This window comes from Flavilitoribacter nigricans DSM 23189 = NBRC 102662 (assembly GCF_002646595.1).
Taxonomy (GTDB): domain Bacteria; phylum Bacteroidota; class Bacteroidia; order Chitinophagales; family Saprospiraceae; genus Flavilitoribacter; species Flavilitoribacter nigricans.
Genome location: NZ_PDUD01000017.1, coordinates 142,267 through 160,504, shown reverse-complemented (window position 1 = coordinate 160,504; position 18,238 = coordinate 142,267). Strand labels below are relative to the sequence as shown.

Genomic DNA, 18,238 nt, shown 5'->3' with positions numbered 1-18,238 from the left:
GAAATAGGGAGTCATGAGGAGCAGGGTAGCGGCTCCTCATGACGGATTTTTTATTCTTCTTCTCCCAGCAGAGCGATCCCGTAGGGGCTATCCAGCGTCACTTTATCCGAACGCACTACTACCGAAATACCGGAGTAATAATCCTTCAGTACTGTACCTTCCGGAAAGGTCTCAAAGAGCGGAACCTGTTTCGGGCCGGGCGGTAATTCCAGTGCAACCACCACTTTGTCCGTTCCTTTGGTGCCTTCCAGTGTACGGCTGAAAAAATACGGAGCCGCATTCAATTGCCGGTGGATGCCCGCACCGACTGCCGGGTGCTGCTGTCGGAACTGGCCGAGTTTCTGCCAGTGTTCCAGCACCGCCTGAGTAGTTGGATCCTGTACGTCTTCCCAATTCATAAAAGAACGCAGATTAGCGTCTCCTTCGGTGCCTTCGATCCGGAGCGGACGGGCCGTTTCGTCACCGTAGTAGATCTGTACCCCGCCCGGGCAGAGCAGGAGTTTGGTGCCGGCTTCGAGAGCTTTCTCGCGTGTTGCGTCAAAAGGGGAGCCGTCATCGTGGGAACTGACGTAGTTCAGAATACTCACATCCTGTAAAGGACCTCCGTTCAGGGCCGTGTTGTATTTGCTGAAGAGCGCTTCGTAATCCATGGAAGCGTCTGATTTAAACGCAAAATTGATGAGGCTTTCGAATCCGTTATCGAAGAAGTCCACTTCCCGGTCACCGTAGTTGTAAGCGCGATCGCCACCTACCCCAAAGCCGTAGACTTCACCGACCATGTAAAAGTCTTCCCGGTCGATCACCAGTTTCGGATTGGCTTTTTTCCATTCCCAGAAGGCTTCGCGGCATTCCTTTTTCAATTCTTCCCAGATGGAGGCCTCCGTGTGTTTGGCGGTATCGATCCGGAAACCGTCCAATCCGTATTTCCGGACCCAGTCCCGGAACCATTTGACCAGATAAAAGCGGGGTGCCCGCGGCAGGCCCGTGCGTTTGAAAAATTCATCCAAAGAGCGCATTTCTTCTTCCAGCCGGCCTTCCTGCGCCCATTTTTCTTTAAGGAATGCCGGTAGTTCGACCGCTTCGTCGCTGCCGGTACGTATATCCGGCAGATTGTCGACCAGCGTGCAACTTACCGTCGTGGTGTAGCCGGTATAGGTACAGGTCGGTTCCGTCCGGACCCAGGCATCGGGCCATTGCGAATCCTGCTCCGTTACGGGGCCGGTATGGTTCATCACTACGTCCATCAGGATGCGGATGCCGCGTTCGTGGGCCGCCTCTACCAACTCGGCAAAATCCGCTTCGGTGCCGAAATTCGGATCCAGCCGCGTCCAGTCCCGGGCCCAGTAACCGTGGTAACCGTAGGTTTTGCCCGTTCCTTCGTCGGTAAAGCCGTGGACCTGTTCCACGATGGGCGTCATCCAGATGGCGTCTACCCCGAGGGCTTCAAAGTAACCCTCCCGGATCTTTTGGGTGATGCCCTGCAGGTCGCCGCCCATAAAACTTCTCAGTTTGGCGCCGTCCTGTTTGCGGCCCAGTACCAGGTCGTTGTCGGTATTGCCGTTTTGGAAGCGGTCGGTGAGCAGGAAATAGACCGTTGCGTTTTTCCAAAAATCAGAAACGGGTTTTTTGACGTATTCTTCGTAGGGCACGTATCCGTCGGGGACCCGGTTGGTCATACAACTCCAGATGGGCAATAGGAGAATGGCCGATAGCAGGAGCTGGCGTACTGTTTTTTTCATAGCTAAGTTTCTGGTTATCTACTGTAAAGTTAGCAAATATTACGGCGCAGCGGATAGGAAAAAAATGTTCGGAAGCTTAACGGAAAAAGAAAGGACTGGGAAGCGGAATGGAAGGTATGGACCAGAAACGGAAAGTCAGCAGTCAGGGTTTTGCAACGACTGACTGCCGACTTTAAAAACCAAACTTCATGACTGATCAAATAAACATCAAGTGTGTATTCTCTCCGGCGGCTTTGTCGTAGAAGTCACCTACGGTCAGTACGCCGTCCAGATCTTCGATCAGGTCTTCGGTACCGAGGTGGAACATATCCATGGCTAATTTACAAGCCCAGAGTTTTACGCCGGATGCGGAAAGGATTTCCAGGAATTCTCCTACCGGAGGAATATCCAGTTTTTCCATTTCCTTTTTCATCATTTTGGTAGCCAGGGCTTCCATGCCGGGCAGACCGCCGACCATTGTCGGGATGTGCATGGCCGGGTTGCCGACGGTGGCTACGTGCAGGTGTTCCAGTTTTTCCTTCTGGATAGCTTCCAGACCGAAGAAGGTGAAGAAGATCTCCGCTTCAATGCCCTCCATACGGGCGCCGTTGGCGAGGATAAAACAGGCATATACATTATCGATAGTGGCTTTGGAAAGGATCAGCATGATCTTTCTCACGCGGCCGTTTTCTGCTGCTTTTCCCATGATTGTTGATTTTAGTGGTAGTTGTATGCTTGCGGTGGAACAGTCAGCCAAAAGCCGTTTGACCGGCTAATGGCTGTCTGACTTTCGATGTTAGATACAACTTACCGGTTTAGGAATCCCTGCGATCTTACTTGCTCTTTTCAGCGGTCCGTCCGGAAACAGCTGGTAGAATTCCTTGATGGAAACCACCCCGCTTTTGCCGATACTACGGATGCTCAGCGGAACTCCTTTTTCGTATTGTTCCTGGATGTAGAGGATCACTTTCCAGTGGTCTTCGCCCAGGGTAATGCCGTATTCAGCGGCTATTTCAGATGCGATTTCTTTACTCCATTGATTGAAATCTTCGAGGTATCCGTCTTCGGTTACCGCTACGTTGTTGCCTGCCAGTAACTTGTCCATTATTGTGAGTTTAATTGTTTGAAAAATCTTTTCCGGCTTCGCTCATTTGCGCTGAGACGAACGGAATGTGTTTACCTTTGATCAACATATTCCAGTAGATCCAGCGGAAGGCCAGTTTGCCCAGGTGGTTCATGTGGCTTTCCTTCAGGAGGCGTAAGGGACCGACACCCGGGAAGGGGAAGGTACCCGTTACGGGCTCGTGGGTATAGTTGAAGTCGATCAGCAGGGCTTTGCCGTTACCGGTTTCGATGAAACAGTTGGCGTGCCCGTCAAAATCTTCCTTCAGGGGTTCATCCTTGATATAGCGCATGACGTTTTCCGTCAGGATCTCGGATTCAAAGTGGGCTACAGAGCCCGCTTTGGAAGCCGGAATATTGGTCGCATCCCCGATGGCGAAGATGTTGTCCTTCACCAGGGTTTGCAGGGTTGCCTTGTTGGTCGGCACGAAGTTGAGGTCGTCTCCGATCCCGGAGCGTTCCATCACCGGGCTGCCCATATTGGTGGGTACCGTTACGAGCAGGTCGTAGTTGACTTCCTTGCCGCCGTAGTCCAGGATCTTTTTATTAGCGCCGTCCACGGATTCGATATTGAAATCGGGAACGATGCGGATGCCCTTTTCTTCGAGCAGGTAGTTCAGCGCTTCCGTGGCTTTAGGTTTGGTGAATGCACCGCCCAGGGGCGTCACGTAGGTGATATTCACTTTGTCGCGCATCTCCTTGTTGCGGAAGAAAGAGTCGGCCAGGAATGCGAATTCCAGTGGCGCTACCGGACATTTGATCGGCATCTCGGCGATGTGTACCACCAGTTCGCCGCCTTTCCATTCGCGCAGCTTGTCGCGCAGGTTCTTGGCGCCGGTATAGGTGTAAAAATCGAAGACATCCTGGTGCCAGTGCTCGCCCAGCATACCGTCGATCTCCTGCGGTGCGATGTCCGTACCGGTGGCGATGATCAGTACATCGTACGGAACTTTGGTGCCGTCGGTCAGCAGGACTTCGTTGGCTTCCACTTCGATCTTGTCGATCTCCTGCTGGATCAGTTCCACGCCGGAAGGAATGAACTGTTCGATCGGCTTTTTCACCTGCTTCGGTTTGTACAGATCAAAGGGCAGAAACAGAAACCCCGGCTGATAGTAGTGGATAGTATTCTTATCGATGATCTTAATATTCCACTCTGTATTTTTTAACCGCTTTTGCAGCAAATTGGCCATTGTTGTTCCGGCTGTGCCTGCACCGAGGATAATTAGATTTTTCATTGATCGAGTGTTTTTCGGATCATTTTGGCGATCCTTTATATGAACGTTTTGTCATGTATTGTAATTCAAAGGTAGGGGGAGTTAGCAGCACGTGTGGTGTTCTTTGATAGGGGGGATGATGATTTTTATCAACCCCGGAAAAGCAGTGAGAAGTGGGGGAAGAAAGTAGTTTTTTGGGCTTGAAGGATGGGAGGGATAATGGCAATTCTTATAGCAATTGCAATTTCAATGGCAATTGCAATTCGCCTGGATCAGGTGAAAAGGTCGATAGTAATAACCTAGGATATAGATCTCACAGTTGATCATCAGCATAAACTAATGCCCCAGCCTTATTTAAGCCAGTTCATCCAGCAACAATCCTGGAAGTCGGTAAGCATATGCAGCAGCAGCCCGACCGCAACGATGCGGAGTCGGGGGATTAGGAGCAGGATTGTGTAAACAGCGATGGCGGGGTAGGAGTGGAGCGGATGGAATCCGATGCTGCAGCGTTCCGGATCAAATAGCGGGGTAGCCAGCAGATGATCCATATCCACGAGCATGGTCGTTAACATGATCAGCCAGGCCCGCTTCCACTGCCTGCGGAAAAACAGCCACGCGACCAATCCGGGAAAAAGGAAATGGAGACTGTAATGCACTACAGTCTGAGTGAGCGACAGCAGAAATACCGCTGTCGATATACTGTAGATAGCTGCGGATAGGTTAAGAAAGCTCATGGTCATCAGTTTTCCTGGGTAGCGGTTGCTGCGCCGGAGTATCCAGAACGGGAATAAGTCCAATGGCATTGTGCCAATGAAGTATTTGTCGCAAACCATTAGCAGGACGATCCTCTAACAGGTGGATCAGTATCCGGAAGCAAACAGGACCAGCCCGTGATTCATCCTACCTCCGGCTAACGAACCACCAGGCAAACGGAATACCGGTGGCAATGAAGGCCAGATCGATCAGGGATTTTTCCCATTCGTAATATCCCCGGATGAATACGAGCAGGAGCAGGCCCACAAAATAGAAGATGGGAAGAATAGGGTAGAGGGGCACCTTGTATACCCCTTCACCGCCTACGCCCTGCTTTCTCAGTTTGAATAAAGCCAGGGTAGTAAACAGGTAAAAGATCAGCACCGCGAAGGTCATACCGGCTACGATGTTCTCAAAATTCTGGCGCACCAGCAGGATGACGATCGCCCAGACACAATGAGCAATGATGGCGCGGGACGGGGTACGAAAGGTCGGGTGCACATAATCGAACCAACGGAAAAAGAGTTTGTCCTTCGCCATGGCGTAGTATACCCGCGGGGCGGTCATCATGGTTCCGTTGATACTACCGGAAGCCGAGAACATGACGGAAATGGCAATGATCGCCGCTCCCACCGGACCGAAGAGCACCGTTGCCGTATCCGAGGCTACCCTTTTCGTTTCCCGGACGCCTTCCATGCCCAATACATAGTGGTAGAGGAAAATGGCCAGCAGATAGGTCAGGATGACCAGCGCGATCCCCCAGAATAAACTGAGGGGAATGGTCCGTTTGGGATCTTTCATTTCGCCCGCGGAGTAACCGACCCGGTCCCAGCCCAGATAGGAAAAAACGATCAGCATCATGGTAGCGCCGAAGGTAGCGAAGGGCCCGAGTTCGGAAGTGCTTGGCAGTTCTTCCGCCAGCAGATTTTCCTGGCCCTGTACCATGATCAGTCCGGCCACCACCAGTAAAAAAAGACCACCTACTTTGATGATGGTTGAAATATTCTGGTAGATACTCGCCTGTTTGATCCCCACGTAATTCAGGGTGCCGAGCAGGAGGATCACCAGGATGGCCAGCGCCGTATGGGTAAAGGGCGTGAGGTTGACAAAATGCTCAAAATAGTCGACGGTAATGATGGCCAGTCCGGCCGCCGGACTGGTACGAATGATGAAGAGTTGGGCCCAGCCGAAAATAAAACCTACATAGGGCCCAAAGGCCCGGGACAGATAGAGGTATTCTCCGCCGGTATTGGGCAGACGGGTGCCCAGTTCGGCGTAGATCAGGCCGCCCAGATACACGAAAACGCCAACGATAACCCAGAGCCACAGAATATCATTAAAGGATTCCTGGTAGCCGGCAATCACCTGCGGGGTAGAATAAATCCCGGCACCGATCGTAATGCCGATCAGGATGGTGATGCCTTCGAATAATCCCAGGCTGCGCTTCAGGCCGGGGGCGGAGTGGTTCTTTTCTGCCAAGATTTCTGCTTTTCCGCTGAAGGTAGGGAAAAAATATCAGGCATCTAAGCACCATCCCGCCGGCCTGGAGCAGTTCTATGATTTCTTTGAGGGTTTATCCGGTACCAGTACCGATACGGTCCGCTGCGGTTAGTCAACTAGAGCGCCACGTTTTCCGTGATCTCCAGGCCGTAGCCGATCAGGCCGACGCGACGGCGGGGGTGATTGGTCAGCAGTTTGATCTTGCTGAGGCCCAGTTCCCGGAGGATCTGGGCGCCGACGCCGTAATCGCGCTGATCCATGTCGAGTTTGCGGTAGGCTTTGGGCTCTACGCCGTTTTCCTGATCCGTGTGGATCTGTTTGAGGTGATGGAGTAGCTTGTCACTATTCTCACCGTGGCGCATGAAGAGGAGTACTCCTTTTTCATTTTCGGCGATCTTCTGCATCACTTTCTGCAACTGGTCGCCGACATCACCGAAAAGAATACCGAGCAAGGTAGCGGTTTCGGTTGTGGAGTGCACCCGGACCATAACCGGTTCGTCCGGTTTCCAGCTGCCTTTCTTAACGGCCAGGTGAATATCGCCGGTAGTGATCTGGCGGAAGGCAATGACCTCGAAGTTACCGTAGGGAGATTTCAGTTCCACGCTGCTTTCCTTGCGTACGATGCGCTCCGTAAGCATCCGGTAAGCGACCAGATCCTTGATGGTGATCACTTTCATATCAAATTTCTTGGCGATCTCCATAAGGTCCGGCAGCCGGGCCATGGTACCGTCCTCGTTGAGGATCTCAACCAGTACACCGGCGGGATAAAATCCGGCCATGCGGGCCAGGTCGATAGCCGCTTCTGTATGTCCGGTCCGGCGCAATACTCCGCCGGTCTTCGCCCGCAGGGGAGAAATATGCCCGGGGCGGGCCAGCTCGGTAGGCGTGGTATTGGGATCGGCCAGGGCTTTGATGGTCATCGCCCGGTCGTAGGTGGAGATACCCGTGGTACAACCGCGGCCGATCAGGTCGACGGTTACCGTGAAGGCCGTTTCGTGCAGGGCGGTATTGGAAGAGACCATCAGGCTCAGGCCCAGATCGTCGGCTCTTTGTTCTTCAATGGGGGCGCAGATCATTCCCCGGCCGTGGGTGATCATAAAATTGATGATCTCGGGTGTTACACACTCGGCGGCACAGATGAAATCACCTTCATTTTCGCGGTCTTCATCATCTACTACGATCACGACCTTTCCTGCTTTAATGTCGGCTACTGCTTCTTCAATGGTATTAAGAGGGTAGCTGTTGACGTTTTGGAGGTTCCCAGACATTATTATTTACACCTTTTATAAATCGAAAGAATCCGGTTAACAGTGCCAGATTCATCAAAAAGAAATATCGGATATTTCTGATAAATCGCCACTGGATCCCTCCCCGGCGCAGCAGGATGTCCAGTATTGGCAGGGCAAAGTAAAACACAATCACACAAAGAAACAACCAACTGTAGTAGTAGTTGTCAAATAGTAGCCATAGTGCTAAACTGGCCGCAAAAAAAAGAATTAAAAAGAAAGGCCCCAACCACCGCAGCACTTTATGTGATAAAAAAGCGAAACTAAGCGGTCGGAACGGGGGCCACCAGAGGTGGCGGAAGGTGACCAGATTCTGATAGTTACCCGTTGAGATCCGGGCCTTGCGGCGATATTCCTCGCGCCATTCGTGGGAAACGGCCTCCACGCAGACGGCCTCCAGATCGTTGATCGCCCGGCCGCCGCGTTCGAATACCCGCATGGCAATGTAAAAATCGTCGACCAGGAAATTGGACGGAACGGGACTGAAGTAATCCGAGCGTAGCGTATAGCAGCCGCCGAAAGGACCGATCATGGTGCCCCACAGTTTGCCTTCGTGATGTTTGAGCTGCACTTCGCCGGACAGGTACTGATCCTCAGAGCGGGAGATGCCCTCGGCCTGCAGGCCGACGTGCTGCATGTGCGCATCTACGATGGCGATCTCCGGATCCTGGAAGTGCCGGGCAAGGCTATACAGACAGTCTGGTTCCAGCATCACATTGGCATCCGTGATGAGCAGCAGATGATCTTTCGAAGCGGGCTCGAAGCGAATGGCCTCTTCGTAGAGCCGGTTGATGATGCCCGGCTTGCCGTTGCGCTCCGAAAAAGCATGGAAGCGGATCCTCGGATCGCGCTGTTGGTAGGTTTCGAGGATATCGTTGGTGCCGTCCGATGAATGATCCGAACCGATGAAGATCCGGATCTGATCTGCCGGATAGTTCAACCGCAGGAGGGTATCTATCTTACGGGCGATGACCTTTTCCTCATTGTAGACGGCCATCAGGACGGAGACGAAGGGCATGGTTTCGGGAGGCCCGGGGGGCGTCGACGGTTGTCTGTCGGCCAGCCAGCGGAGCAACTTGGGATAAAACCAGTAGGTATGGACCAGACAAATGCCGGAAAAGAATAGAAGAGACAGGAAGAATATTTCCATGCGGGAAAAGGGATAAGGCCTGAGTCATGAGGAATGCGGTACCGAATTCGTACCGATCATCCCTCATGACTCATTGCTTATACCCCGAAACTTTAGGTAGCGATGATCTGTTGCAGGGCCGCTTCGATCTGTTCGGCACCTCTTAAATTCAGGGCGGCAATATTGCCGTTGCGGTCAATCAGGAAGGTACGCGGGATACTGCGCACACCGTAGGCTGCCGCGGGAGCAGCGTCCCATTTCTGCAGGTCGCTCACGTGGTAGGGCCATTTCAGATTATCATCCTGAATGGCTTTTACCCAACGCTCTTTGGAGCGATCCAGCTGATCGGAGATGGAATTCTGATCGCCACCCAGGCGGGCGCGGGTACGTTCATCCAGCCCGTCCAGCGATACGCTGAATACGGTGAATCCCTGATCTTTGTATTTGTCGTAAACCTTTACCACATTCGGGTTTTCCCGGCGGCAGGGGCCACACCAGCTCGCCCAGAAGTCCAGCAGTACTACTTTGCCTTTCAGGTCGGAAAGGGCGTATTTCTTGCCGTAGGGATCTTCCAGGGTAATGTTCGGAGCGGGTTGTCCTACCTGAATGCGCTGATCGGCCATCTGAGAGGCAAACTGCCGCTCTACGGTGTTGATGTACTTAGCGTATTCCAGGGCCATTTCCGAATCCGGTTGGGCCGCCGTCAGTTTTTGCAGGGCCTGCTTCTGGATATTCAGGAAGCGGGGATCGTTGAGGGCCAGGTAAGCCACAAAAGCGCCCAAAGTGGGGTTGTCGGTCGTATTGATAAACGATTCGATATCTTTGGAGGTAACGTTGCGGCTCATCAGTCCCTGCATCATATTGATCAGGGTCTGGCTGTCTTCGGAGCCGGTCACTTCCACCTGGTAGGTGTCCAGGGTATTGAGCTCACCGTTGATCACCACGGTCTGTTCGGTACCGTCCATGGCCAGGTTCAGCCTTTTGGCGCCGATGCGGAGATTATAGATACCGGGTTCAATACCTTCCGGGAAGGAGATCTCGAAGTTTCCGTTTCCGTCCAGATCGGTCTTTCCGACAATATTCCGGGCTTTTCCGATCACTACGCGATCTACAAAAGCTTGCATATTGGCGGCGTTCTCGATCTTTCCTTTCACTACCGTTCCCTCGGTAACCGTCTCGCTGCACTGCCAGCCCAGGAAAGCTACGATCACCAACAGAAAAATATTGAATGTACTTTTCATGTTCATACAGGATTTATTTTAACGTATTGATTCTAGGCCTTCAAAGATAAGAAATTGAGCGCGAAATCCGATCTTCCGAATGCGCTAATTCGAGCGGAGCACTTCTGCATGTCGGGTTGGGGACGATACGGGAAGGGTAGAGGCTCAGGAAACCGAAGATCAGCGGATCAGGTGATTGATCCAGAAAAAGAGCACCAGGTAGATCCAGAGGCCGTCCAGAAAGTGCCAGTAAATGGTGAGGAGCCGCAACCGCAGCAGTTTGGCCGGATCCGAAAAGTAAACCAGTACGCTCACCGGCTCTTTCATATACTTATGGGCCCGCCAGAGAAAGGTACCCAGGAAGGGGATCCCGAAAATAACGTGGCCGAAGTGCAGGGCGGAAATGACGTACAGGTAACTGGCGGAGTTGCCGGAATTGATCAGGATATCCTGTTGGAACAGGGCCCGCCAGCCGAAGATCTGAGCGATCAGGAATAATATGGAAAGGATGATCGTGACGAGCAGCAACTGCTTGTAACGCGCCGTATTATCCTCCTTGTAGGCCTTTTTAGCCCGGATCATGGTATAACTGCTGCCGAGCAGGATCAGGGTATTGAAGATGAAAATATCCGGCAGCTTGATGGGCGGCAGATCACTCTGTACCCGCGAATAGATAAAGGCAACACTCAGAGACAGGAACAGGGTAGTCAGACCGAACAGCACCAGCGCCATCATGACATTGTAGGGATGGAACGCAAAAGATTCGTACTCGTTGTAATCATTGTGCTCTTCGATATCTGGTCCGTACTCACTCATGTTTTAAGGATTCGGTTTTCAGCATGAAAAAACTTAAGAAACGGTCTCTTGCCGGTCAACATTATAAGCACAAAACAAAAAAACCGCTGACCTGTTGCAGGCCAGCGGTTTTTTTTGGTTCTTATTTTGAATCGATCTTAACGAACTGAATCCACGATGGATTTGAACGTCTCCGGATTGTTCATGGCCAGATCAGCCAGTACTTTGCGGTTCAGATCAATCCCGCTGTTCGACAAAGCGTGCATGAAGCGGGAGTAGGACATTCCGTGCTGGCGTGCGCCGGCGTTGATACGGGCTATCCACAAAGACCGAAATGCTCTTTTCTTGTTTTTGCGGTCGCGGTAGGCATACTGAAGGCCTTTCTCAACGGCATTTTTGGCTACGGTGTAGACATTGCTACGAGCGCCAAAATAACCTCTGGCCGCTTTTAAGATCTTTTTGCGTCTTCTTCTGGACGCAACTGCGTTTACTGAACGAGGCATAAAACTACATTTTAGTGCAATACAGGGATCCGGCTTCGGACGCTTTTACCTGCATTCTCGTTAAAAATAGTGATTAATAAATGGTGCTAAGCTTACTTCTTGCAAAGCATACGTAATACCCGAGCTTCATCAGCAGGGCTTACAGTGGTTGCATCCCGCAGGCGCAATTTGGCTTTCTTGCTCTTATTGCGCATCATGTGCGAGGTCTTAGCCTGGAAGCGCTTAACCTTTCCTGATCCAGTTACCTTGAAACGTTTCTTGGCACTGGAATGCGTTTTCATCTTAGGCATAATTCCAATTTTTTTAAAAAGGACTGCAAAGATAGGGAAATAATTTGATTATTGGATGATGCGATGAAGCAATTATTCGATTAGGATACAGATTAATCAAATCATCGGATCATCAATCGATCAGCTTATGATTTCTTCGCTTTCTTCGGCGAGATAATGACGATCATCCGGCGTCCTTCCATTTTCGGCAGCGCTTCGGCAGCTCCTACATCTTCCAATTCTTTGAGAAAGCGCAGCAGCAAGAGTTCACCACGGTCTTTGAAAACAATGGTACGGCCACGAAAATGAACGTAGGCCTTCACTTTGGCACCGTCTTCGAGGAAGCCACGTGCGTGACGCAGTTTGAATTCGAAGTCGTGATCATCGGTATTGGGCCCGAAACGGATCTCTTTGACAACCGTCTTGGCAGCCTTGGCCTTGATCTCTTTCTCCTTCTTTTTCTTTTCGTAGAGGAATTTGTTGTAGTCAATAATGCGGACTACGGGAGGTTTGGCGGTGGCGGCGATCTCGACTACGTCGAGTCCCATTCTTTCCGCCCATTCTCTTACTCTCCGGGTAGGGTAGATGTCTGATTCTATGGTTTGACCAACGGTATCGCTGAGAGCTCCCAGGTTATCACCTACTAATCTTACTTCGGGAACCCGGATCTGTTCGTTGGTTCTGTATTGATCTTTTGGATCATTTTTTCTTTGAAAATTACGATTGTATCTCCTTGCCAAACGTGTTTTTTTTGATTAACAAATTAGTTTATATAAATATAATCCCTTTCCAGGGTCAAAAGTTCCATTTTACGCCAACTCCCTGTTTTTTAAAGGGTTTTAAGCGTGGCGATAAAACAGAAGTACACCCATCGAACCGACGGGTGTACTTATTTTTACAAATATATCAATTATTTCTTAACGTCGTCAGTTTTGACCTTCTTAGCCAGCTGGATCACTAAAGATTCTCCATCTTTGGCCAATTCAGCCTCCATTACCGAGCCTTCCTCTAGATTTTCGTTCAGAATGAACTCGGCCAGCGGGTCTTCCAGATATTTCTGGATGGCCCGGTGGAGCGGACGCGCACCGAACTGCGGATCGAAACCTTTCTCGGCTACGAACTTCTTCGCTTCTTCCGTCAGTACCAGTGAGTACCCCATTCCGTCCAGACGTTTGTGCAGGTCGGTGAGGGTAATATCGATGATGCGGAAGATCTCGTCCTGACCCAGGCTGTTGAAGATCACCACGTCGTCGATACGGTTAAGGAATTCCGGCGAGAAGGTCCGTTTCAGTGCATTCTGGATCACTCCTTTAGAGTGGTCCTCGGCTGCCTGCTGACGGGCCTGGGTGGCAAAACCGACACCTTGTCCGAAATCTTTCAGCTGGCGAACACCAATGTTGGAGGTCATGATGATCAAAGTATTCTTGAAGTCTACCTTGCGTCCCAGACCGTCGGTCAGCTGACCGTCATCCAGTACCTGCAGCAGGATGTTGTACACATCAGGGTGTGCCTTTTCGATCTCATCCAGCAGTACTACAGAGTAAGGCTTGCGGCGTACTTTTTCCGTCAACTGGCCACCTTCTTCGTAACCGACGTAGCCCGGAGGCGCACCGATCAGACGGCTCACGGAGAATTTCTCCATGTATTCACTCATATCGATCCGGATGAGCGCATCATCGGAGTCGAACAGATAGCGGGCCAGGGCTTTGGCCAGTTCCGTTTTACCCACCCCGGTAGGACCGAGGAAGATGAAGGAACCGATCGGCTTGGACGGGTCTTTCAGACCAACCCGGTTCCGCTGGATCGCTTTCGTGATCTTGGTGATGGCTTCATTCTGGCCGATAATGACCTTCTGAATATCTTTCTCCATACCGATGAGTTTCTTACTCTCACTCTGGGCCACCCGCTTCACGGGAATCCCGGTCATCATAGAAACTACTTCGGCGATGTTCTCTTCTTCTACGGGGTAGCGCTTGGTCTTCGCTTCCTCTTCCCATTGCACTTTGGCAAACTCCAGCTGGCGGCTCAGTTTGGATTCCTGATCGCGCAACTCGGCGGCCTGCTCGTATTGCTGGTTTTTGACGGACTGGTTCTTTTGCTCCTTGAGCTCTTCGATCCGTTTTTCCAGTTCTTCGATATGCTCCGGTACGTGAATGTTTTTCAGGTGCACGCGGGCACCTACCTCATCCAGTACATCGATGGCCTTGTCCGGCAGGAAGCGATCGGTAATATAACGGTCACTCAGCTTGACACAGGCATTGATGGCCTCGTCGGAGTAATTCACATTGTGGAACTCCTCGTATTTAGGCTTGATGTTGTTCAGGATGTGAATGGCCTCTTCGGCACTTGGCGGATCGACCATCACTTTCTGGAAGCGGCGATCGAGCGCACCGTCTTTTTCAATATGCTGGCGGTACTCATCCAGGGTGGAAGCACCGATACATTGCAGTTCTCCCCGGGCCAGAGCCGGTTTGAAGATGTTGGAAGCATCCAGTGATCCGGTAGCGCCACCGGCGCCGACGATCGTGTGGATCTCATCGATAAAGAGGATCACGTCGCGGGATTTCTCCAGCTCGTTCATGATCGCTTTCATCCGCTCTTCGAACTGACCGCGGTATTTGGTACCGGCAACCAGGGCAGCCAGGTCCAGCATAACGATCCGTTTGTTGAACAGGGTACGGGATACTTTCTTCTGTACGATCCGCAGGGCGAGGCCCTCCACGATCGCTGTTTTACCCACACCCGGTTCACCGATGAGGATCGGGTTGTTCTTTTTCCGGCGGCTCAGGATCTGAGATACGCGTTCGATCTCATTCTCCCGACCGATGATCGGATCCAGTTTGCTTTCCTCCGCCAGCTTGGTGATATCTCTACCGAAATTGTCCAGTACCGGGGTACGGGATTTGGTAGCACCTTTGCGCTGTTGGTAACGTCCGCCCTGTCCTTCTTCCTCGTCGTAGGGCTCGTCCTGATCGGGAGCCTGGGCGTAGGGTTCAGTGCTGGAGTTGGACGCAAAGTCCTGCTCCTGGCGCACGTATTCCAGTTCGGCTTTGTAGATGTCGTAATCCACGTCGAACTGGTTCAGTATTTTGGAAGCCGGGTTCTCTTTATGTTTCAGGATAGAAAGCATAACGTGTTCCGGGCTCACCTCTTCGTTTTTCAGCATTTTGGCTTCGAGAAAGGTCACCTTTAGTATCTTCTCCACCTGCTTGTTGAGGGGGAGGTCACCGATACTCAGCCCGGTGCTGCTGGGACTCTTCTGCTGGATGGATTCCTCCACGGTCTGCTTCAGCTCGGAAGCGTCCACATCCAGTGATTCTAAAACCTTCATTGCCAGACTGTCCCGGTCAATCAGAATACCAAGTAACAGGTGCTCCGTACCAATAAAATCGTGGCCCAGGCGCACGGCCTCGTCCCGACTTTTGGTAATGACCTTTTTAACTTTGGGCGAAAATCTTTTATTATCCATGTTCATTGTATTCAGCTTTGATCGGAATGGTTCCGCTAAACAATAATAGTACTAATTAATTAAGTATACAACACTTACCGACCTGAAGTTGCAAAAAAGTAAGTTAGCGGCTTTAGGGTATTTTCAGGAGAGAAAAATGTGGTATTGAACTTATTCCATTGAAAAAATTGTGCCAGGAAAATTTTTCTGCCAAAAAAGCACATTTTGGCAGAAATAAAATGGTGAGGCGCACCATTATGGCACAATAATTTTTTTTGGAAAACCTCTTTTGGCAGATATACCTAACTTCCTTCCTGTGTACGGGACCTATATAACACCATAATGGTGGGCAATGTTTAAATTTTTTAGCTTTGCAAGAATCGACCTTTTGATTAGGTAAGATTGAGTAGAATTGATACTTTTGCGTATTGCTTTTTAAAAGAAGGACTCTTTATGAAATATACGGTTGATCAGCACGATAACTACAGCATATTTACCCTGGATGAGGAAAACCTGAATTCTATCCTCGCTCCGGATCTCAAATCCAAGTTTGTGGTACTGTCCAACGAGGGCGTACAGAACCTGATCTTCAATCTGACGAACGTCAAGTTTGTCGATTCCTCCGGCCTCAGTGCCATTTTGACAGCCAACCGCCTGTGGAAGAGCCTTGGTTCTTTCGTTCTGACCGGTATTGACCATCCGAGCGTACAGAAACTGATCCAGATCTCCCGATTGAACACGGTACTGACGATCATCCCCACTCTGGAGGAATCCATCGAGTACGTTATGATGGAAGTACTGGAGCGCGAGCTGAAAAGTGAGGGCGATGACGAGGAATAGATCAAAATAGTGATGAGGAGCGGCGGTTTGCTGCTGCCGGGCTCAAACCGTTCACCCGCCAACAACTGCCGCAAAATCACTTTTTTGACCGTTTAATTTAAAAAACCTACCGTTTAATTCCATTTACCTACCGTTTTTTGATAATTACTTCACCTAAAGTTGGCCAAAAATTTGGTTAGTACAGCTTTAGATACTATTTTTATGGCCTCCATGAATATATACTGTTACTTCCCTGTGCTTATGCACTAGCAATTGCTGATTATCATTCCTTATGATTGTTTCTGAACTATACAAAAACGAAGCTACGGGCTGAGCCCGGGCTAATTTGCCAACGAGTATAAGATTAGCTTCGAAATGCGGAAATCCCGGATTGCGGTTTCCATGATCAATGCTTCGGTGTTGAAATGATTGAGGGAAAAATTACATCGATTTTTAATTGCTATTCTTTTGTTCCTCTTTACTGCCGCCGGAAAGTCCGCAGATCGATAAGATCCTGGTATTGACTTTTACGAGAAAACACACAACTACCCATTGTATTCAGAGCTTTTTGAGAAAACACAAAAACATTTTTACCATCGCTCGGAGTTTTGAGAGGCATTGAGCGAGAGGCACTTTCTACAGAATTCACATACTATGAGAAAAAGAGGAACAATCGCCCTTTTACTGGCTGTGCTATGTCTTGCCGGTAAAGCCCAGATCCCCGTGTCCGAACAGTTCCATCTGGACGTTCAGGAGCTGCGCGGTCATCTGGCAAACGCCCCCCTTCTTTCCGCTCTACCCACAGAGGTTAAGATTCTACTGCCAACGCCTAAAGGAACACAGATAGCATTCCAGGTTTGGGAGGATCCATTGTTGTCGGCCGGTCTGCAGGCCGAATACCCGGAGTACCGTACCTACGCGCTGCAAAGCGACGAAACGGCCTACACCGGGCGGATGATGGTCTCTCCCGCCGGTCTGGATGTGGTGATTATCTGTGGTGAACAAGTGTTGTTTATTGAATCGGTAGAACCGGCCACTGATCTGCACCGGATCTACTACTGGAAACTGGGCTCGGATTATCTGAGCTTTGAACTGTCGCCGCATTCCCTGACGGATCTTCCCGGACAGGCGCTTAAACTGGCAGTGCTGGCTGATGAGGCCTACGCCCGGTTTCATCAACAGGACCTGGCCCGGGCGGTTTTCTCCTCCGTGAACGGAGTGAACGCCTTTTTGCAGAAAGATCAGCAGATCAGTCTGCAATTACAATTTTTCGGCCAGGTGGACAGAATGCAAATTCTGACCTGTAGAACCGAAGGTTTCCGCGGTCGGGCCGGAGAGTCACTGAAACTCTTCGGAGACCTGATCGCCGAAGGCCGGTTGTCGTTAACCGATTTCGATCTGGGACATCTGTTGTCCGGACGCGGCTTTGGGAGTAATACCCTGCCCGCCGTTGCCGGATCAGATACCTATTATGACTGGAATGAAGACGGTGTTTTCGACGGGCCGGCGAAGGCGGGCGGCGGAACCGGAGCGGCCAGGCCGATCGGAGCGAACTGGTGGGGGAATCTCTGTAAAGGGGTCGCCCGACAGTTGAAATCCTCCAATCTTGCCCTGAGTTTGCAACGATCCGCCGAACTCCAGGCCGATAAGGCCGAGGAGCAGGTCACCGCCGATTTGGGGAATCTGGAACACTTCCCTATTTCTATGAAACATTATGCCGGTCCGGGGACAATGGGGGAAGATGATTTCCCCCATTTGTCCTGTCTGCCGTCCGATAATACCCTGTCGCTGCCCACCGATCTGCAGCCCATGTCCAAATTATTAAAAGATACCCAACCGGAATTTCAGACCAGCTTTACCAGCGGGGCGCTCTGGCCGATGTTCCTGACACAGTCGGAACCGGATTCGGATGCCTTCCGGGACTGGCTGATCTTCTGGCGATTCCGTTAGTACACTACGCGGCGATTGGCCGACGGACCGCAATGGGACGTCCGGCTACCGGCCGCGGGTAGATACAACCATTATCATTATCCCGAATGTATCCGTAATTCCACGAGCATTATGTGTTCATTTTGATCGGAAAACAATTTTCGTTGCCGGTTGCCGGGGAGGACCATCCTTACCGGGCAACCGGCAACTGCTTTTTGGCGGGCTTGCTTTCTCCTTCAAAAATGCCGGGCTTATGGGTTTCTCAAACGATAAAATGTGAAATGGCAAATTCAATTACAATAATCTAAGTTGTGATGTAAAATAGGTTGAGAGTATAGAGTAGCGGGTAGAGGGATTACCTATCGTTTAAATGGAGCAAAATCGCTCATTTTAACGCTTGCAGTCTCTCTACGCTCTACCATCTACGCTCGACAATTCAAGTATCGAAACTTGAATTACAATAACAATTTCAATGATCCAAAAGCATACGAAAAGGCAAATATTAAAGCAAAAGTTGCCCTGCCCCTACCTCT

16 protein-coding genes are annotated in these 18,238 nt (G+C 50.8%); 2 read left to right on the top strand and 14 right to left on the bottom strand.

Annotation, left to right across the window (positions count from 1 at the left end):
• Positions 1–50: 50 nt before the first annotated feature.
• The 14 genes from CRP01_RS09860 to CRP01_RS09795 form a co-directional block, all read right to left on the bottom strand.
• On the bottom strand, positions 51–1,739 hold the full coding sequence (locus CRP01_RS09860) for an alpha-amylase family glycosyl hydrolase (protein ID WP_099149859.1): 1,689 nt from the start codon (positions 1,737–1,739) through the stop codon (positions 51–53).
• A gap of 196 nt (positions 1,740–1,935) precedes the next feature.
• Positions 1,936–2,424, bottom strand: coding sequence for a DsrE/DsrF/DrsH-like family protein (locus tag CRP01_RS09855; RefSeq protein ID WP_099149858.1), 489 nt, complete (start codon positions 2,422–2,424; stop codon positions 1,936–1,938).
• Between the two features lie 90 nt (positions 2,425–2,514).
• The gene (locus CRP01_RS09850; RefSeq protein WP_099149857.1) at positions 2,515–2,823 is read right to left on the bottom strand and encodes a TusE/DsrC/DsvC family sulfur relay protein; all 309 of its coding nucleotides are present in this window, start codon (positions 2,821–2,823) and stop codon (positions 2,515–2,517) included.
• 10 nt (positions 2,824–2,833) lie between these two features.
• Positions 2,834–4,075 (bottom strand): type III sulfide quinone reductase, selenoprotein subtype, encoded by a 1,242-nt coding sequence (gene sqr / locus CRP01_RS09845; RefSeq protein WP_099149856.1) that lies wholly within the window; start codon positions 4,073–4,075, stop codon positions 2,834–2,836.
• A gap of 329 nt (positions 4,076–4,404) precedes the next feature.
• Entirely contained in the window at positions 4,405–4,788 is a 384-nt protein-coding gene (locus CRP01_RS09840; RefSeq protein ID WP_233752661.1) for a DUF6122 family protein, read from the bottom strand.
• 166 nt (positions 4,789–4,954) lie between these two features.
• Complete coding sequence (locus CRP01_RS09835) at positions 4,955–6,286, bottom strand: APC family permease (RefSeq protein WP_170110302.1); 1,332 nt, start codon at positions 6,284–6,286, stop codon at positions 4,955–4,957.
• A gap of 137 nt (positions 6,287–6,423) precedes the next feature.
• Positions 6,424–7,575, bottom strand: a complete 1,152-nt coding sequence (ribB, locus tag CRP01_RS09830; protein WP_099149854.1) for a 3,4-dihydroxy-2-butanone-4-phosphate synthase — start codon at positions 7,573–7,575, stop codon at positions 6,424–6,426.
• The gene (locus CRP01_RS09825) at positions 7,535–8,743 is read right to left on the bottom strand and encodes a glycosyltransferase (RefSeq protein WP_099149853.1); all 1,209 of its coding nucleotides are present in this window, start codon (positions 8,741–8,743) and stop codon (positions 7,535–7,537) included. Before CRP01_RS09825 ends, ribB begins: the two co-directional genes overlap by 41 nt.
• A gap of 92 nt (positions 8,744–8,835) precedes the next feature.
• A complete protein-coding gene (locus tag CRP01_RS09820) occupies positions 8,836–9,963 on the bottom strand; it encodes a peroxiredoxin family protein (RefSeq protein WP_170110301.1) in 1,128 nt (375 codons plus the stop codon).
• A gap of 159 nt (positions 9,964–10,122) precedes the next feature.
• Complete coding sequence (locus CRP01_RS09815; RefSeq protein WP_099149851.1) at positions 10,123–10,758, bottom strand: cytochrome c oxidase subunit 3; 636 nt, start codon at positions 10,756–10,758, stop codon at positions 10,123–10,125.
• 137 nt (positions 10,759–10,895) lie between these two features.
• Entirely contained in the window at positions 10,896–11,240 is a 345-nt protein-coding gene (rplT, locus tag CRP01_RS09810; protein ID WP_099149850.1) for a 50S ribosomal protein L20, read from the bottom strand.
• A 92-nt stretch (positions 11,241–11,332) separates the two neighbouring features.
• Entirely contained in the window at positions 11,333–11,530 is a 198-nt protein-coding gene (gene rpmI, locus CRP01_RS09805) for a 50S ribosomal protein L35 (RefSeq protein WP_099149849.1), read from the bottom strand.
• A gap of 125 nt (positions 11,531–11,655) precedes the next feature.
• Positions 11,656–12,249 (bottom strand): translation initiation factor IF-3, encoded by a 594-nt coding sequence (gene infC, locus CRP01_RS09800; RefSeq protein WP_099149848.1) that lies wholly within the window; start codon positions 12,247–12,249, stop codon positions 11,656–11,658.
• Positions 12,250–12,419: 170 nt separating this feature from the next.
• Entirely contained in the window at positions 12,420–14,978 is a 2,559-nt protein-coding gene (locus CRP01_RS09795) for an ATP-dependent Clp protease ATP-binding subunit (RefSeq protein ID WP_099150101.1), read from the bottom strand.
• A 432-nt stretch (positions 14,979–15,410) separates the two neighbouring features.
• Here CRP01_RS09795 and CRP01_RS09790 point away from each other — a divergent pair, with 432 nt between their 5' ends.
• Both CRP01_RS09790 and CRP01_RS09785 read left to right on the top strand, forming a co-directional pair.
• Positions 15,411–15,797 (top strand): STAS domain-containing protein, encoded by a 387-nt coding sequence (locus CRP01_RS09790; RefSeq protein ID WP_099149847.1) that lies wholly within the window; start codon positions 15,411–15,413, stop codon positions 15,795–15,797.
• A 633-nt stretch (positions 15,798–16,430) separates the two neighbouring features.
• Complete coding sequence (locus CRP01_RS09785; RefSeq protein ID WP_143473344.1) at positions 16,431–17,726, top strand: hypothetical protein; 1,296 nt, start codon at positions 16,431–16,433, stop codon at positions 17,724–17,726.
• Positions 17,727–18,238: the final 512 nt, after the last annotated feature.

Bases quoted from the DNA above. Each gene is read 5' to 3' on its own strand.
- CRP01_RS09820 (WP_170110301.1), bottom strand. From the start codon at position 9,963: ATGAAAAGTACATTCAATATTTTTCTGTTGGTGATCGTAGCTTTCCTG.
- CRP01_RS09840 (WP_233752661.1), bottom strand. From the start codon at position 4,788: ATGAGCTTTCTTAACCTATCCGCAGCTATCTACAGTATATCGACAGCG.
- CRP01_RS09790 (WP_099149847.1), top strand. From the start codon at position 15,411: ATGAAATATACGGTTGATCAGCACGATAACTACAGCATATTTACCCTG.
- ribB (WP_099149854.1), bottom strand. From the start codon at position 7,575: ATGTCTGGGAACCTCCAAAACGTCAACAGCTACCCTCTTAATACCATT.
- rpmI (WP_099149849.1), bottom strand. From the start codon at position 11,530: ATGCCTAAGATGAAAACGCATTCCAGTGCCAAGAAACGTTTCAAGGTA.
- CRP01_RS09795 (WP_099150101.1), bottom strand. From the start codon at position 14,978: ATGGATAATAAAAGATTTTCGCCCAAAGTTAAAAAGGTCATTACCAAA.
- CRP01_RS09825 (WP_099149853.1), bottom strand. From the start codon at position 8,743: ATGGAAATATTCTTCCTGTCTCTTCTATTCTTTTCCGGCATTTGTCTG.
- sqr (WP_099149856.1), bottom strand. From the start codon at position 4,075: ATGAAAAATCTAATTATCCTCGGTGCAGGCACAGCCGGAACAACAATG.
- rplT (WP_099149850.1), bottom strand. From the start codon at position 11,240: ATGCCTCGTTCAGTAAACGCAGTTGCGTCCAGAAGAAGACGCAAAAAG.
- CRP01_RS09860 (WP_099149859.1), bottom strand. From the start codon at position 1,739: ATGAAAAAAACAGTACGCCAGCTCCTGCTATCGGCCATTCTCCTATTG.
- CRP01_RS09855 (WP_099149858.1), bottom strand. From the start codon at position 2,424: ATGGGAAAAGCAGCAGAAAACGGCCGCGTGAGAAAGATCATGCTGATC.
- CRP01_RS09850 (WP_099149857.1), bottom strand. From the start codon at position 2,823: ATGGACAAGTTACTGGCAGGCAACAACGTAGCGGTAACCGAAGACGGA.
- CRP01_RS09785 (WP_143473344.1), top strand. From the start codon at position 16,431: ATGAGAAAAAGAGGAACAATCGCCCTTTTACTGGCTGTGCTATGTCTT.
- CRP01_RS09815 (WP_099149851.1), bottom strand. From the start codon at position 10,758: ATGAGTGAGTACGGACCAGATATCGAAGAGCACAATGATTACAACGAG.